General features: G+C 68.9%; 16 protein-coding genes. 8 read left to right on the top strand and 8 right to left on the bottom strand.

Features of this window, described 5'->3' with window-relative positions; translation table 11 throughout:
* Positions 1-42 precede the first annotated feature (42 nt).
* From ACZ6Z4_RS23915 to ACZ6Z4_RS23885, 7 genes are all read right to left on the bottom strand, one after another.
* Positions 43-744, bottom strand: a complete 702-nt coding sequence (locus ACZ6Z4_RS23915) for a GntR family transcriptional regulator (RefSeq protein ID WP_465568517.1) — start codon at positions 742-744, stop codon at positions 43-45.
* A gap of 755 nt (positions 745-1,499) precedes the next feature.
* On the bottom strand, positions 1,500-1,679 hold the full coding sequence (locus ACZ6Z4_RS23910; RefSeq protein ID WP_344180215.1) for a DUF5302 domain-containing protein: 180 nt from the start codon (positions 1,677-1,679) through the stop codon (positions 1,500-1,502).
* 141 nt (positions 1,680-1,820) lie between these two features.
* Positions 1,821-2,357, bottom strand: coding sequence for a CbrC family protein (locus ACZ6Z4_RS23905; RefSeq protein WP_465568513.1), 537 nt, complete (start codon positions 2,355-2,357; stop codon positions 1,821-1,823).
* Positions 2,354-3,355, bottom strand: a complete 1,002-nt coding sequence (locus ACZ6Z4_RS23900) for an AraC family transcriptional regulator (RefSeq protein ID WP_465568510.1) — start codon at positions 3,353-3,355, stop codon at positions 2,354-2,356. Before ACZ6Z4_RS23900 ends, ACZ6Z4_RS23905 begins: the two co-directional genes overlap by 4 nt.
* The gene (locus ACZ6Z4_RS23895; protein ID WP_465568507.1) at positions 3,352-4,152 is read right to left on the bottom strand and encodes an oxidoreductase; all 801 of its coding nucleotides are present in this window, start codon (positions 4,150-4,152) and stop codon (positions 3,352-3,354) included. The genes ACZ6Z4_RS23900 and ACZ6Z4_RS23895 overlap by 4 nt, the downstream gene beginning before the upstream one ends.
* Before the next feature lie 111 nt (positions 4,153-4,263).
* A complete protein-coding gene (locus ACZ6Z4_RS23890) occupies positions 4,264-5,481 on the bottom strand; it encodes a DUF6357 family protein (protein ID WP_465568504.1) in 1,218 nt (405 codons plus the stop codon).
* Positions 5,478-6,122, bottom strand: coding sequence for a hypothetical protein (locus ACZ6Z4_RS23885; RefSeq protein WP_465568501.1), 645 nt, complete (start codon positions 6,120-6,122; stop codon positions 5,478-5,480). The genes ACZ6Z4_RS23890 and ACZ6Z4_RS23885 overlap by 4 nt, the downstream gene beginning before the upstream one ends.
* A 105-nt stretch (positions 6,123-6,227) precedes the next feature.
* Here ACZ6Z4_RS23885 and ACZ6Z4_RS23880 point away from each other — a divergent pair, with 105 nt between their 5' ends.
* Entirely contained in the window at positions 6,228-6,911 is a 684-nt protein-coding gene (locus tag ACZ6Z4_RS23880) for a VOC family protein (RefSeq protein ID WP_465568498.1), read from the top strand.
* Positions 6,912-6,913: 2 nt separating this feature from the next.
* On the opposite strand, the gene ychF is transcribed toward ACZ6Z4_RS23880, so the two are convergent.
* Complete coding sequence (ychF, locus tag ACZ6Z4_RS23875) at positions 6,914-7,990, bottom strand: redox-regulated ATPase YchF (protein WP_465568495.1); 1,077 nt, start codon at positions 7,988-7,990, stop codon at positions 6,914-6,916.
* A 210-nt stretch (positions 7,991-8,200) separates the two neighbouring features.
* Between ychF and ACZ6Z4_RS23870 the strand changes: the two genes are divergently transcribed.
* From ACZ6Z4_RS23870 to ACZ6Z4_RS23840, 7 genes are all read left to right on the top strand, one after another.
* Complete coding sequence (locus ACZ6Z4_RS23870) at positions 8,201-8,983, top strand: polysaccharide deacetylase family protein (RefSeq protein WP_465568492.1); 783 nt, start codon at positions 8,201-8,203, stop codon at positions 8,981-8,983.
* Between the two features lie 48 nt (positions 8,984-9,031).
* Positions 9,032-10,261 (top strand): DNA recombination protein RmuC, encoded by a 1,230-nt coding sequence (locus ACZ6Z4_RS23865; protein WP_465568489.1) that lies wholly within the window; start codon positions 9,032-9,034, stop codon positions 10,259-10,261.
* A 193-nt stretch (positions 10,262-10,454) separates the two neighbouring features.
* Positions 10,455-11,642 (top strand): glycoside hydrolase family 64 protein, encoded by a 1,188-nt coding sequence (locus ACZ6Z4_RS23860; RefSeq protein WP_465568486.1) that lies wholly within the window; start codon positions 10,455-10,457, stop codon positions 11,640-11,642.
* A 105-nt stretch (positions 11,643-11,747) separates the two neighbouring features.
* Positions 11,748-12,083, top strand: coding sequence for an ArsR/SmtB family transcription factor (locus tag ACZ6Z4_RS23855; RefSeq protein WP_465568483.1), 336 nt, complete (start codon positions 11,748-11,750; stop codon positions 12,081-12,083).
* Positions 12,080-12,526, top strand: coding sequence for an SRPBCC domain-containing protein (locus ACZ6Z4_RS23850; protein WP_465568480.1), 447 nt, complete (start codon positions 12,080-12,082; stop codon positions 12,524-12,526). Before ACZ6Z4_RS23855 ends, ACZ6Z4_RS23850 begins: the two co-directional genes overlap by 4 nt.
* Positions 12,527-12,685: 159 nt before the next feature.
* Positions 12,686-13,231: a SigE family RNA polymerase sigma factor gene (locus ACZ6Z4_RS23845; protein WP_363665322.1), complete on the top strand. Its 546-nt coding sequence runs from the start codon at positions 12,686-12,688 to the stop codon at positions 13,229-13,231.
* Positions 13,221-14,063: a hypothetical protein gene (locus ACZ6Z4_RS23840; protein WP_465568476.1), complete on the top strand. Its 843-nt coding sequence runs from the start codon at positions 13,221-13,223 to the stop codon at positions 14,061-14,063. The genes ACZ6Z4_RS23845 and ACZ6Z4_RS23840 overlap by 11 nt, the downstream gene beginning before the upstream one ends.
* The last annotated feature ends 8 nt before the right edge of the window (positions 14,064-14,071 follow it).

The raw sequence follows: 14,071 nt of genomic DNA, 5'->3' as shown, positions 1-14,071 counted from the left end.
CTCGGCGATCACCCGACCCCGCGGTGAACCTCGAACGAACTCCTAGGGCCGCAGTGTCGCGCGGAACGCCACCCGGTCCCCGCGGTAGAGCGACCGGACGACCTCGATCGGCCGCCCGTCGACGTCGCGGCTGTTCCGGTGCAGCAGGAACATCGGCATCGACTGCGTCGCCTGCAGCAGCTCGGCCTCCCGCGGCGACGCGATCACCGTCTCGACCACCTCCTCGCCCTCGCCGAAGCGCACGCCGAGCTCGTCGGTCAGGCAGCGGTAGAGCGAGCCCGTCGGCCGCAGTACGGACTGCAGCGTCGGAAACCGCTCCACGGCCAGGTAAGTGGTCTCCAAACCGATCGGTTGCCCGTCGGCGAGCAGCACCCGCTCGAGGCGGTGTACCGGCTCGCTCGCTCGGATCCCGAGCCCGGTCGCCAGCTCGGCCTCAGCGGCGACCTGCTCGAAGGCGACCACCTCGCGCGCCGGCTCGTACCCCTGCGCACGCAACGCCTCGGTGTAACTGACCAGCGCCAGCGGCTGCACCAGCTTCGGCGTCGCGACGAACGTCCCCTGCCCCTGCCGTGCGCGCAACCGCCCATCCGCGACCAGCTCCCGGATCGCCTGCCGCATCGTCCACCGCGACACCCCGAACTCGGCCGCCAGCTTCCGCTCCGGCGGCAGCGCCGCTCCCTCCCCCAGCCGCTCCAGCAACTCGACCAACCGGGTCTTCACGGCGAAATGCAGCGGCACATCCACGCGGCCGACTCTAGACGGTCGAAGATGAACCGGAGATGAACTTCTTTCACGTCATGGACTTAGACCAATGAAAAGTGGAAGTCGATACCGATTGTCACATGTAGCGCTAAATTTTCAGGGTTCGTCACAGCTCGACCTCAACGGTTTACGACGTGAAGGAAGTCGGCGTGAATAGATGACGCACCCCCGTCGACTCGCCCACGCCGGACCACCTCGGGTGCAGGTGATCCCCAGGAGAACCACCGTGACTCCCCACCCCCGCCCGGCCGCCCGCTCCGGCGAGATCGAAGCCAACCTCGCCCACCTCCGGCCGGCCCCCCGGTCCCCCCGGACCCCCTGACCGATCCGGGGTACGACGATGGGGGCATCAGTCGTCCCCCGGATCCCGGAGCCGCGACCCCCTTGGACGGCGGGGTCGCGGCTCCTTTCTCGTTGAGGCGCGGGAGCGCGTACGGCGTACCGGCACTCGGCTCCGGAACGCGCGTCGCCCCGGGAAACCTCGCGGAGGGCGCGTTGCCCGGGAAACCTCCCGGAAGGCGCGTCGCCCCGGGAAACCTCCCGGAAGGCGCGTCGCCCCGGGAAACCTCCCGGAAGGCGCGTCGCCCCGGGCCTCGGGGCCCCCCGGGCCCTTGGGGCCTTCGGCCTCGGGACCTCGGGACCTCGGGACCTCGGGACCTCGGGACCGCGGGGCCTCGGGAAAAGGTAGAGCCCCGGGCGGTGACCCGGGGCTCGGTGCGGATGGATGGGCGGCGCAATCAGCTGCCGGACTTGCGCCGGAACTGGCGCTTCTGCTTGTCGTTGTGCGCCTCGCCGACACCCTCGTGCCGCGGCCCGCTCCCCGGGTGCGACTCGTGGTGCGCGTTCTTCTTCGCGAGCGCCTCGCGGAACTTCTCCTGCAGATCGTCCTTCGCCGGCTTGCTGGACTTGTCGCTCATACCGTCTCCTTCAAACCGTCAGGGCATACACCTCTACCCAACCAAGTGTGACCGCCCCCACGCCACCGAATTTCAGCGGGTCACACCTTCCACACCCCGAACACGAACTCCAGCCCCGCCCGCGTCTCGACCCGACTGCCCTCAGTTGGCGTCGGAGTACGCGAGGTGTGCTCCGCAGTGCAGACATTGGAAGAGGTACGCCGTCATACCGCCGTCCGGCGTCAGGCGCCTGATCCACTCCTGACTCGCCGCCTCGGTCATGCCGATCTCACGTGCCTCGCGGCGGAGCGCCGCCAGCGCTTCCGGGTCGTGCTGTAGTTGCTCCCAGCCCGTTCGCCCCAGGTAGGCAGCCCCGTCGCCGCAGTGCGTGAGCCAGTAAGCGTCCTGCCAAGCGAAGTAGCCGGGGGTGCGGTGCATGATCTCCTCCCGCACTTCCGCGGGAAGGTCAGACTGCCCGTCCACGAAGCTCGCCGGACCGTCGGGGTGGGCGAGTCGTTCGGCGGCGGCGCCGTTCGCGATGCAGCTGAGACAGAGCTCGGCGGCCTGCACTCCGTCGATCGGCCCGGTGTAGCGGTAGCCGGTCACCTCGCCGCAGACCTCGCAGGCGCCGTCGCTTGCCTCGGCCGAGCCGGTGCCGACCGGGTCCGGGTGATAGCGGAAGACAACCGCATCGCTCATGGCGCCAGCGTAGGGTCTCCGACCGACTGCCTTGTGACCTCCGGGGTTTGGCCGGTCCACGTGTGGAACGCCCGGTAGAACGACGTCGTGTCGTCGTACCCCAGGAGATAAGCGATCTCAGCGGCAGTCATCGTCGACGTCGTGAGGTAGTGCCGAGCCAGCGACTCGCGCGTATCGCGCAGCACAGTCTGGAAGCCGGTCGACTCCTCCTGCAAACGCCGTTGCAGCGTGCGAACGCTGATTGCCAACTCCGCAGCGACCGCAGCCGCCGTGCCGGATCCAGCAGGGAGCAGCTTCAGCAGCGCCGTACGCACGAGCTCCGTGGTCGACGTGCCCTGGTCGAGGTCGGCGAGCCGGCGGCGGAGTTCAGGCTCGAAGTAGTCCCACATGCGCTCGTTCGCGGAGAGAAACGGGCGCTCGGCGTCCGCAGCGGAGAACGTCAGCGACCACCGCGGCTCAAAGGCGATCGGCACACCGACGTACTGCGTATAAGAATCAGCAACAGCACCAGACACAGCCACCGGTGCCGTCAGAGCAACCGGCCGTACGTCGTACCGCGTCGCAATCCGCGCCAGCGCCACCCAGAACAGCAGCTCCACCAGCCCCAGCTCGTCCGGCGGCTGCTCACTCTCCGGCCACACCAGCTCGATCGTCGACCCATCGATCTCAAGCCGCATCGGCCCCACCAACCGCTTGTACCGCGCCAGCCGCTCCGCCGCGACCAGCAGCGAAGGGCTGCAGAACGCCGCGAACAGCGGTGGGTCGAAGACCTCCGCCGACAGCTTCCGCGCGATCGTGATCGGCAGCACCGGGTCGTCCAGCTCCTCCGCGAGCGCCCGCCAGAACGCGTGGTACTCCGGCGGCGTCAGCTCCAGCGTGCCGTCGGTCAGCAGCCGCTCGGGCAGGCGGGCCCGTTGCAGCACCGTCGGCACCGACACCTCGAGGTCGGCGAGCAGCGCCCGCGCCGGCGGGCCGAGCGCGTAGTGGTCGGTGCTCACATCTGACTCATCAGCACGCGGTCGTAGATCCGGTCGCCGAACCATTTCCGCACGAACAGCAGCGGCCGCGCGTACTGCCCCGCGACGTACCGGGTCCTCGGCCGCGGCGCCGCGATCGCCCGCACGATCACGTCCGCGAGCTTCGCGACCGGCGTACCGCCGCCGCTGTAGCTGCGAGAGGTCGACGCGGCGACCTTGCCCGCCAGTTCGGCGTACGCGCCCTGTTCCGACCGCTCGAAGGCCGGCCCTCTCAGCACCGACCCGAAGTCGGTCGCGACGATCCCCGGCTCGATCACGACGACGTCGATCCCGAACGGCTTCAGCTCGATCCGCAGGCAGTCCGACCAGCCTTCCACCGCGTGCTTCGACGCGTGGTACCAGGCGCCGAGCGGCGTGTAGACCTTCCCACCCATCGACGACAGGTTCACGATCCGTCCGGTACGCCGGGCGCGCATCCCCGGCAGCACCAGCTGCGTCAGCCGCGCCATCGCGAACAGATTCACCTCGAACTGGTACCGCGCCTCGTCGATCGTGACGTCCTCGACCGCGCCGTACAACCCGAACCCCGCGTTGTTGACCAGCACGTCGACCCCACCGTCGATCGAGTCGACCAACTTCACCAGCTCGTCGTCCCGCGTCACGTCCACCGCGACGACGGTCGCTCCGAGCTCCTCCAGCTCCCGCATCTGCTCAACCCGCCGCGCCACCGCGACCACGGCGTACCCGTCCTTCAACAACTGCAACGCGGTCGCCTTGCCCATCCCGGACGAAGCCCCAGTCACCAGCACGGTCGTCATCAGCCCTCCTCAGCAACGGCCTCTCTGACCGCCACCCATGACGCTAGTGCCGCCGAACCCGCCAGAGCATTAACCGATCCCGCCAACGTACTTCCCGATCACGCCAAGCGGTCAACGTCGACGTTCGCGGCGGGCGCGTTCGAACTCGGCGTTCGTCAGCCACGGGCCGTGGGCATCGAGGGCGGCGCAACCACCGCTGATGAACGCATCGACCACAACCCGATACCCGTCCATCCCGCCGACCAGGCTGTACTCGACGCGGTACTTCGGCTCGCCGGCGCCTTTCGACACCGTGGTGATCCGTGCGATCGAGTCCGCGTAGAAGTGGAGCTGCAGCCCTTCTCTCGCCGCCTCGTCCTCGATCGTGAAGACCTCGTTGTCCCCGGCCGAACGAGCCTCGACGAACTCCCAGAACGCCGCCGCAGCCGTCCGGGAACCGCCCGATCGCCACGTCTCCTCGCCGTCCTTGTCGTCGGTGAAGATCAGCTTCGTACTCCGAGCAGCGCCGCCTTCCTCGTACGGCGTACTCCTCGCGCGCCCCGCCGCCTCGGAGCAGATCAGGAACTTGACGCTGGCCACCGCATCATCAGCGAGCTCAGCATGCGTACGCCGTACAGCCGTCTCGACCGCCGCCGCCATCCGCTCCCAGTCCCGCTTGTCCGTGCCGCGACTCCCCCGGCGCGGATCACGCCCGATCCGCAGCCCAGCAGCAGCTCGCTCCGCGGTAGCGATCACGCTCAACACCTCGGGGAGCAGCGCTCGATCAACCGCCTCCGGCCGCCGCTGCGGAACCGTCGCGCCATGCAGGTACTGCCCGGTGAACTTCAGGATCGCGGTGTCGAGCGGCGCAAGCACCACACCCCGCTGGGCGCGCCAACGGTTCGCCTGGTGCTCCTGCGCCCGAGCCCAGTCGGCCGTCACCGTCGCCGAGCCCGTCGCGGCCCAGACCTCGCCACGCTCGAGCAGCGCGACGTCGGCACCATGGGCGATGAGCCGACTCCGGTCCCACCGAATCCGCCCGAACAGCGCGTCGAGATCACGAGGCGCGGAGAACAGGATCGGATCCAAGAGCGCGACCGCAGCGCCCTCATCCAACGCACCCCGAGTCCCAGCCGCATCGCACAGCGGCAAGATCGCGCTCCACAGCAGCAGGTGCCGCCGCAGATCGTCCCGAATCACCGCAAGATGCGCCTCCTCGACCGGGAACGTGAAGGTCCGAGGGTCATGGTTCGCATCGGCGCCGGCACCGAGCTCGATCCGCAGCACGCCCTCATCCCGTACGACGCGCGGAAACCACCCGTTCTCACGGGCGAACACGACCTCTGTCATGACCAGCGTTCGAACTCGGCGTCGAGCCGCGCGTCCCGGCGTACCCAGACCTCTCCGTCGGCAGCGCCCGCCGGAGCCTCGACCCGCTCGAGCCCGAGGAACTCGATCAGCACCAGCAGCGCGGCGCGTTCGGCCCGGTCGTCCTCGGCGCCGTGCGAGTCGAAGAAGACGTACCACTGGTCGCTCGGGTCGACGATCCCCGAGTCGCCCCACATCCGCCCGACCTCCTCCAGCGCCGCGGCCTCGGTCGTGATCGTGGCGGCGCGAGTCGCGCCCCGATCCTCCGGTGACGCGTCCAGGTCCGCGAGGTCCGCGAGCCACTGGCCGTAGCGGTCGAGCCCGGCGTACCCCTTCTCGAAGAACAGCATCGCGCTCGGTGTGTAGCGGTTGGGCCGGTCGACCTTCAGGTACGAGACCTCGGTCCCCGTACTGCGAACAATCACGCCTCGATCCGGCATCAGCACCAACCGCTGCCCGGCCGGTTCGTCGTCGATCGTGCAGGTGCGACCGTCCTGGCTCCGGTAGAACACGGAGAACGCCTCGTAGGCCTCCTGCGGATCGGCGACGACGACGCGCTGATCGGTGCCGTCGCCGGCAGCGAAGACGAACTCTTTCGGACCTGGGCGGTAAGGGCGGGCCATCGGTGTCCTTCACTCGATTCCGTCGTACGAACGAAACGACCCTATCTCCGCACAGGGCCCAGATAACCGGTCGCCAACGCCACGAGCCCGTCCTACCGTCGGCTGATGGCACTCCAACTGGAAGCAGTGGTGTTCGACGTGGCCGACGCCGCAGCAACAGCGGCCTTCTGGGCCGGTCTGCTCGACCGCGAGGTCCGCCCGGAGCCCGGCGGCGCGCTGGTCCCAGGCGACGAGACGCAGGTCGGCCTCCGCTTCGTCACCTCGGACACCGTGCAGGTCGACCCGCGCCAACTGCACCTGCACCTGGCCAGCACCAGCCTCGACGACCAGCAGCGAACCGTCGAGACAGCACTGCGCCTCGGCGGCCGCCACCTCGACGTGGGCCAAGCACCCGACGACGCCTTCGTCGTACTGGCCGACCCCGGCGACAACCCGCTGTGCGTGATCGAACCGGGCGACAACTACCTGGCCGACACCGGCCACCTCGGCGAGGTCACCTGCGACGGAACCCGCGCCGTCGGCCTGTTCTGGCACCACGCACTGGGCTGGCCGCTGGTCCTGGACGAGAACGAGCAGACCGCGATCCAGTCGCCGTACGGCGGAGCCAAGATCTCCTGGGACGCGTGGGACGAACCCAAAACCGCAAGGAATCGCCAGCGCTTCGACCTGATCACCACCGACCCCACCAACGACGCAGCCCGCCTGATCACACTGGGCGCGAACCGCCTAGCCGACCATGTCCTGGCCGACCCGGACGGCAACGAGTTCGGCCTCCGCCGAACCGGCTGACCTCAGACGTTGAAGCGGAACTCCACGACATCCCCGTCGGCCATGATGTACTCCTTGCCCTCCATGCGGACCTTGCCGGCGGACTTGGCGGCGGCCATCGAGCCCGCCTCGACGAGGTCGTCGAAGGAGACGATCTCGGCCTTGATGAAGCCGCGCTGGAAGTCGGTGTGGATGACGCCGGCGGCCTCGGGCGCGGTGGCACCCTTCTTGATCGTCCAGGCGCGGGATTCCTTCGGGCCTGCGGTCAGGTAGGTCTGCAGGCCGAGGGTCTCGAAGCCGACGCGGGCCAGCACGTCCAGGCCGGGCTCCTCGACGCCCATCTCGGACAGCATCTCGCGGGCCTCGTCCTCGTCGCCGAGCTCGACCAGCTCGGCCTCGAACTTGGCGTCCAGGAAGATCGCCTCGGCCGGCGCGACCAGCTCGCGCATCCGGGTCTTGAGATCCTCGTCGGCGAGCTCGTCGGCGTCGCAGTTGAAGACGAACAGGTACGGCTTGGCGGTCATCAGCATCAGTTCGCGGATCGCGTCGCGGTCGACGTTCGTCGCGATGATCGGCGTCCCGGCCTCGAGGTGCTTCTGCGCCTCGCGGACCGCCTCCAGTACGGCGACGCTCTCCTTCTTCAGCCGGGACTCCTTCTCCAGCCGCGGGATCGCCTTCTCGACGGTCTGCAGGTCGGCCAGGATCAGCTCGGTCTGGATGGTGGAGATGTCGTCGGCCGGCGAGACCTTGCCGTCGACGTGCGTGACGTCCTCGTCGACGAACACCCGGGTCACCTGGCAGATCGCGTCGGACTCGCGGATGTGGCTGAGGAACTTGTTCCCCAGGCCCTCACCCTCCGACGCACCGCGGACGATGCCGGCGATGTCGACGAACTGCACCGTCGCGGGCAGTTGCTTGGCCGACGAGAAGATCTCGGCCAGCTTGCCCAGCCGCGCGTCCGGCACCCCCACCACGCCGACGTTGGGCTCGATCGTCGCGAACGGGTAGTTCGCCGCGAGCACGTTGTTCTTGGTCAGCGCGTTGAAGAGCGTGGACTTGCCCGCGTTGGGGAGCCCGACGATTCCGATGGTGAGTGCCACGGGCGCCAAGCGTACGCGCCCGCGCCACCGGACCCCAATTCCCCAGCGCTCGTCCGACGGACGGTCACCGTCGGTGTCTGACCCGGAAGCGACCGAGATCTCCCTGCAACACGGCGTTGCCAACCAGTCCGCGCGGTGCCGCGTCTACCTGACGAAAGCTCCTGAGGGGGAGCGACTGGGGACCATCCGCCTGATCTGCAAGGGAGCATCATGTCCCGAAAGCTTGCTGCCGTCATCGGCACCGCCGCTGCCGCCGCACTCGTTCTCGGCGGGCTGTTCGCCGTCGCGCTGGGACGTTCTGCTCAACCGACACCGACCGCTGCCGCCGGCGGCAGTACGACGGGATCGGTGCCACCGCCGACCCCGACCAGCACGCCGCCCACGACCCCGCCGACGACCCCGAACACCAACGCGGGCAAGCCGGTCGCGGATCCGACGGCCTCGTTGGTCACCGGAAACAAGAAGGTCATCTTCTTCAGCTTCGACGACGGCCCGGACCCGGTCTGGACGCCGCGGGTCCTGCAGGTGCTGAAGAAGCACGGCGCGCACGCGACGTTCTTCCAGCTGGGCAAGAACCAGGCCCAGTACCCCGCGCTGCGCGACCAGATCCTTGCCGACGGCAACACCATCGGCAGCCACTCGATCACCCACCCGCAGCTGACCAAGCTGTCCGCCGCCGAGCGGCACCACGAGATCTTCGACGGCCCGCAGTCGAAGTGCTTCCGGCCGCCGTACGGCGCGTCGAACCCGAAGGTGCGCGCGGACATCAAGGCCGCCGGGATGGCCCAGGTGCTCTGGGACGTCGACCCGCGGGACTGGGCCAAGCCGGGCGTGAACGCGATCGCGCACAACATCATGACCCACGCGCACCGCCACAACATCGTCCTGATGCACGACGGCGGCGGCGACCGCGCGCAGACCGTCGCGGCGCTCGACAAGGTGCTCGGCCAGCTCAAGGCCCAGGGCTACAGCTTCCCCGCGATGGACTGCTGATCCCCCGCTGACCGGAAACTGTCGGAGGCCTGTGTCACGCTCTGTGGCATGACCGGTACGACGCTGTTGTTGGTGCTGCTGTTCCTGATCATCGGGTTGTTGCTCGGGGCAGGTTTCGGCGTGCTCTGGTCGCGCGGGCGCGACGGCGCCGAGCTGGCCCGGATCACCGCCGAGCGGGACGCGGCCGAGGACCGGGTGGTCGAGCTGGTCCAGGAGCGGCAGTCGGTCGGGCAGCAGATGTCCGGCCAGGCGGTCGTGAAGGAGGCCCTGGACCGGCTGCACGCCGAGCTCAGCCAGCTGGAGAAGGGCCGCGCGGCCTGGCAGTCCCAGCTGCACCAGCAGGTGAACGAGGTCCGGATGAGCGGCGAGGCGCTCCGGCGGGAGACGGCTTCGCTGTCGACCGCGCTGCGCAAGCCGCAGGTCCGCGGCCGCTGGGGCGAGCTGCATCTTCGGCGTACGGTCGAGCTGGCCGGCATGGTCGCGCACTGCGACTTCACCGAGCAGACCTCGACGGTCACCGACGACGGGCTGCTCCGGCCCGACCTGGTGGTGAGACTTGCCGAGGGCAAGAATCTCGTCGTCGACTCGAAGGTGCCGCTGGCCGCGTTCCTGGAGGCGGCCGAGAGCGACGACGCCGACTTCCGCGAGGACCGGCTCCGCGCGCACGCGCGGCACCTGCGCACCCACGTCGATCAGCTGTCCGCCAAGTCGTACTGGGCGCGGCTGCCCTCGACACCGGAGTTCGTCATCCTGTTCGTGCCCGGCGAGTCGTTCCTGTCCGCCGCGCTCGACATCGAGCCCGGCCTGCTCGAGTACGCCGCCGAGCGCCGGGTGATCCTGGCGACGCCGACCACGCTGATCGCGACGCTGCGGGCGGCGGCGTACGCGTGGAACCAGTCGGCGCTGACCGAGTCGGCCCAGCAGGTCTTCGAGCTCGGCCGCGAGCTGTACGAGCGGCTCAGCACGATGGGCGACCACCTCGGCCGGGTCGGCCGCTCGCTGACGTCGGCCGTCGACGCGTACAACCGGACCGTCGGCTCGTTCGAGAGCCGCGTCTTCACCACCGCCCGCAAGCTCCGCGACCTGCACGTCACCGAGGCCGAGCTCGAAGCGATGGAGACCATCGAGGCGTCGGTGCGCCCACTGGCCGCGCCCGAGCTGCTGGCCCTGGACGAGCCTGACGACCCGACTCGCCGCTGGGTCCCGACGCCGCCGGTCGACCGCACGCGTCGCGACACCCCACCGCCGCTGCCTGGATTCGACTCCCAGACCGGCTGATTTCTCCACGGACAGTGACTGGTTGCCAGCACCGCGTGGCGAATTAACGAAAGCTGTCTTCGGTTCACCATTGACATCGTTGAAACGCTGTCCAACGATGAGAGCGCTCTCACCCCCGTGCGACGGCCTACCGTCCCTCGTCGCAACGGGCGCTCCACCTTCTCTCGCACTGGGACAGACCTGAGGAGGAGTTGTGCGCATCAAACCGAAACTGCTCGCCGTACTGGCAGCCGCCGCGACCGTCGCGGCCGGGCTCACCGCCGTCGTCTCGGCCCCCGCCCAGGCGGTACCGCCGACCGTGCCACTGAAGATCAGCAACAACTCGGGCCGCGGTGACGCGGTCTACATCTACAACCTGGGAACGAACCTCGCGACCGGCCAGCAGGGCTGGGCGGACGCGAACGGCACCTTCCACGCCTGGCCGGCCGGCGGCAACCCGCCGACCCCGGCCCCGGACGCCTCCATCCCCGGGCCCGCGAACGGCCAGTCGATCACCATCCAGATGCCGAAGTTCTCCGGCCGGGTCTACTTCTCGTACGGCCAGAAGCTGGTCTTCAAGCTGACCACCGGCGGCCTGGTCCAGCCCGCCGTGCAGAACCCGAGCGACCCGAACGCGAACATCCTGTTCAACTGGACCGAGTACACGCTGAACGACTCCGGGGTGTGGATCAACAGCACCCAGGTCGACATGTTCTCCGCGCCGTACGCCGTCGGCGTGCAGTCGGCCGCCGGCACGAAGACCACCGGGCATTTGAAGCCCGGCGGCTACAACGCCTTCTTCAACGCGCTGCGCAGCCAGTCCGGCGGGTGGTCAAACCTGGTGAAGACCGCGCCGAACGGGTCTGTACTGCGGGCGCTCGCGCCGTCATACGGGGTCGAGACGGGTGCGTTGCCCGGCTCGGTGATGGACGACTACGTGAACCGGGTCTGGTCGAAGTACAGCAGCCAGACGCTCACCGTGACGCCGTTCACCGACCAGCCGAACATCAAGTACTTCGGCCGGGTGTCGGGCAACACGATGAACTTCACCAACACGTCCGGCCAGGTGGTGACGTCGTTCCAGAAGCCGAACTCGGCCAGCATCTTCGGCTGCGCCGGCCTGCTCGACGCCCCGAACGACCTGGTCCGCGGGCCGATCTCCCGGACGCTGTGCGCCGGCTTCAACCGGTCGACGCTGCTGATCAACCCGAACCAGCCGGACGCGAACAACGCCAACTTCTACAAGGACGGCGTCACCAACCACTACTCCCGTCTCGTCCACGCCCAGATGGCCGACGGCAAGGCGTACGGTTTCGCGTTCGACGACGTCGGCGCGCACGAGTCGCTGGTCCACGACGGGAACCCGACGCAGACGAGCATCACGCTGGATCCGTTCAACTGATCCTGCGCCCCTCGAGCACCCCGGGTCCTTCCGCTGCTGCCGCGGTGGGACCCGGGGTCTTCTCTGCTCTTGACTGGGCTATTGGTTAGTGGCAACTTACCGTTCGTGGGGACTTACGGAACACTCGAAGCCGCAGCGCCGATCCTGGACGCGCTCGGCGATCCCACCCGCCGCGTCATCCTGGAGACGCTCCGGCAAGGCGGCCCGAGCTCAGTCGGCTCCCTGGCCGGCCGGGTGCCGGTCAGCCGCCCGGCGATCTCGCAGCACCTGAAGGTCCTCAGCCGCGTAGGCCTGGTCGCCCACGAGCCCCGCGGGACCAGCAACATCTACCGCGTCGACCCCGCCGGGCTGGCCGCCGTACGGGGGTGGCTGGATCAGTTCTGGACCGAGGCCCTCGACGCGTTCGCGGACCACGTACGGCGTACGGAGGGGAAGTCATGAGCATCGAGCAGGACCTGGCACCACTGGTGAAAACGGTCGTCGTCTCGACGACACCGGACCGCGCATTCACCCTCTTCACCGCCGACCTCGGCAAATGGTGGCCACTGGCCACCCACTCCGTCCGCGGCGACGCCGCGACCGACGTACGCCTGGAGGGCGCAGTCGGCGGCCAGATCATCGAGTACGACACCACCGGCCCAGTCGGCTCCTGGGGCACCATCTCCGACTGGGACCCACCCCACACCGTCGCCTTCACCTGGCACCCCGGCACCGACCCGAAACAGGCCGGCCACGTCACCGTCCACTTCCGCCCAACCACCGACGGCACCGAGGTCGAACTGACCCACACCGGCTGGGAACGCCGCCCCGACGGCACCGAAGCCCGAACCGCCTACGACACCGGCTGGACCTTCGTCCTCGGTCACTTCGCGCAGTTCCAGTAGTCCGGCTCGCACCGTTCATGTGGGCCGGTTCGTGCAGTCACCGGAGGACACTTCAGGCAATTTCGGGACGGACTCAACTTTCTGCCCCGGCTCAGCCATCACACTGCTGACATGGTCGGCGCTGGGCCGGCAACCGAGCTGGGGGCAGGGGACAACGGGATGGATCCAGGGCTTGACGAGGAGTTCGCCGAGTTCGTGAACGGGCGGTTCACCGCGCTGCAGCGGTTCGGTTACCTGCTCACCGGGGAGTGGCACCTGGCCGAGGATCTCGTGCAGACCTCGCTCACCAAGGTGTGGTTCCACCGCAAGTCGCTGCGCAGCGGCAACGCCCTGGAGAGTTACACCCGGACCGTGATGGTGAACACCAGCACCCAGTGGTGGCGCCGCAAGTGGAAGGGCGAGACCCCGACCGAGACGCTGCCCGAACCGGCGGCCCCGTCGGAGTTCGGCACCGTCGACGAACGCGACCGCCTGCTCCGCGCCCTCGCCACGCTCCCCCGCCGGACCCGGGCCGCGCTCGCACTCCGGTTCTTCGAGGACCTGCCCGACGCCGAGGTCGCCAAGATCATGGGCTGCTCGGTCGGCACCGTGAAGAGCACCGTCTCCCGCGGCCTCGCCAAGCTCCGCGAGCACCACCTGCTCGCCGAGTCCGATCCCCTGACACCCGCCCCCCGCCCGACTGGAGGGCTGACCTATGACCGATGAGCTGAAGGCCAAGTTCCAGGCCCTCGTCGAAGACACCCCGGAACCCACCGGCCTCCCGAGCGACGCCGTCTTCGCCCGCATCAAGACCGCCCGCCGCCGCCGTACGACAGGCCTGGTCGCCGGCCTGGCCACCGCCGCCGTAGCCACCATCGCCCTCGCCGCCGGCAACCTGACCGGCATCGACTCGGCCCCGCCGGTCACCGAGACCCCGAACCGGCCGACGCCGTCGGCCGTCGTACCGTCGTCGACCCCGACCTCGACTCCGAGGACGCCCAAGCCGCCGATCGCGGGGTCGGTGAACACGCTTCCTCCGGACACCGAGGAGTCCGCGAAGAACACCGAGACCCCACCGACCGGCACCCCGGACACGCCGGTGTCACCGACGGCGACCGGCAAGGCCGCACCGCCCGGCCCGTACCGGATGTCGTTACGCATCGAAGACCTGGGTCCCGACCCTGGCGAGAAGCCGGGCCTGGACAAATCGCTGGTCGTGGTCATCAGTGGGAGCGTCCTGAAACCGATGTTCACCGAGGGCGGCATCCTTGGCGGCGACAAATTCGACGAGAGCATCATGTACACCGAGTACTGGTGGGGTGACGGCACCCACACCGCTGACGAATGGAACCGCGGGGTGCGCTGCCCACAGCCGGACCGCCCGCAGGACATGAAGAAGGACAGCGGTAGCGGCAACCGGAGCCTGCTCCACACGTACGCCAAGCCCGGGACCTACAAATTCACCTTCGCCGGCACCTACTGCACCCCGAATGGCCCGGTGAAGATCGCCCGCTCGACGACGTTGACGGTGGTCGACTCGGAGACCGGTACGCCGTAAGCCGGTGG

The sequence above is a fragment of the Kribbella sp. NPDC104740 genome (assembly GCF_055583505.1).
This window is presented reverse-complemented; position numbering and strand designations above follow the sequence as displayed.

Excerpts from the sequence above, each read along its gene's own strand:
- ACZ6Z4_RS23910 (WP_344180215.1), bottom strand. The coding sequence starts at position 1,679 with ATGAGCGACAAGTCCAGCAAGCCGGCGAAGGACGATCTGCAGGAGAAG.
- ACZ6Z4_RS23905 (WP_465568513.1), bottom strand. The coding sequence starts at position 2,357 with ATGAGCGATGCGGTTGTCTTCCGCTATCACCCGGACCCGGTCGGCACC.
- ACZ6Z4_RS23895 (WP_465568507.1), bottom strand. The coding sequence starts at position 4,152 with ATGACGACCGTGCTGGTGACTGGGGCTTCGTCCGGGATGGGCAAGGCG.
- ACZ6Z4_RS23890 (WP_465568504.1), bottom strand. The coding sequence starts at position 5,481 with ATGACAGAGGTCGTGTTCGCCCGTGAGAACGGGTGGTTTCCGCGCGTC.
- ACZ6Z4_RS23885 (WP_465568501.1), bottom strand. The coding sequence starts at position 6,122 with ATGGCCCGCCCTTACCGCCCAGGTCCGAAAGAGTTCGTCTTCGCTGCC.
- ACZ6Z4_RS23880 (WP_465568498.1), top strand. The coding sequence starts at position 6,228 with ATGGCACTCCAACTGGAAGCAGTGGTGTTCGACGTGGCCGACGCCGCA.
- ACZ6Z4_RS23870 (WP_465568492.1), top strand. The coding sequence starts at position 8,201 with ATGTCCCGAAAGCTTGCTGCCGTCATCGGCACCGCCGCTGCCGCCGCA.
- ACZ6Z4_RS23865 (WP_465568489.1), top strand. The coding sequence starts at position 9,032 with ATGACCGGTACGACGCTGTTGTTGGTGCTGCTGTTCCTGATCATCGGG.
- ACZ6Z4_RS23850 (WP_465568480.1), top strand. The coding sequence starts at position 12,080 with ATGAGCATCGAGCAGGACCTGGCACCACTGGTGAAAACGGTCGTCGTC.
- ACZ6Z4_RS23845 (WP_363665322.1), top strand. The coding sequence starts at position 12,686 with ATGGATCCAGGGCTTGACGAGGAGTTCGCCGAGTTCGTGAACGGGCGG.
- ACZ6Z4_RS23840 (WP_465568476.1), top strand. The coding sequence starts at position 13,221 with ATGACCGATGAGCTGAAGGCCAAGTTCCAGGCCCTCGTCGAAGACACC.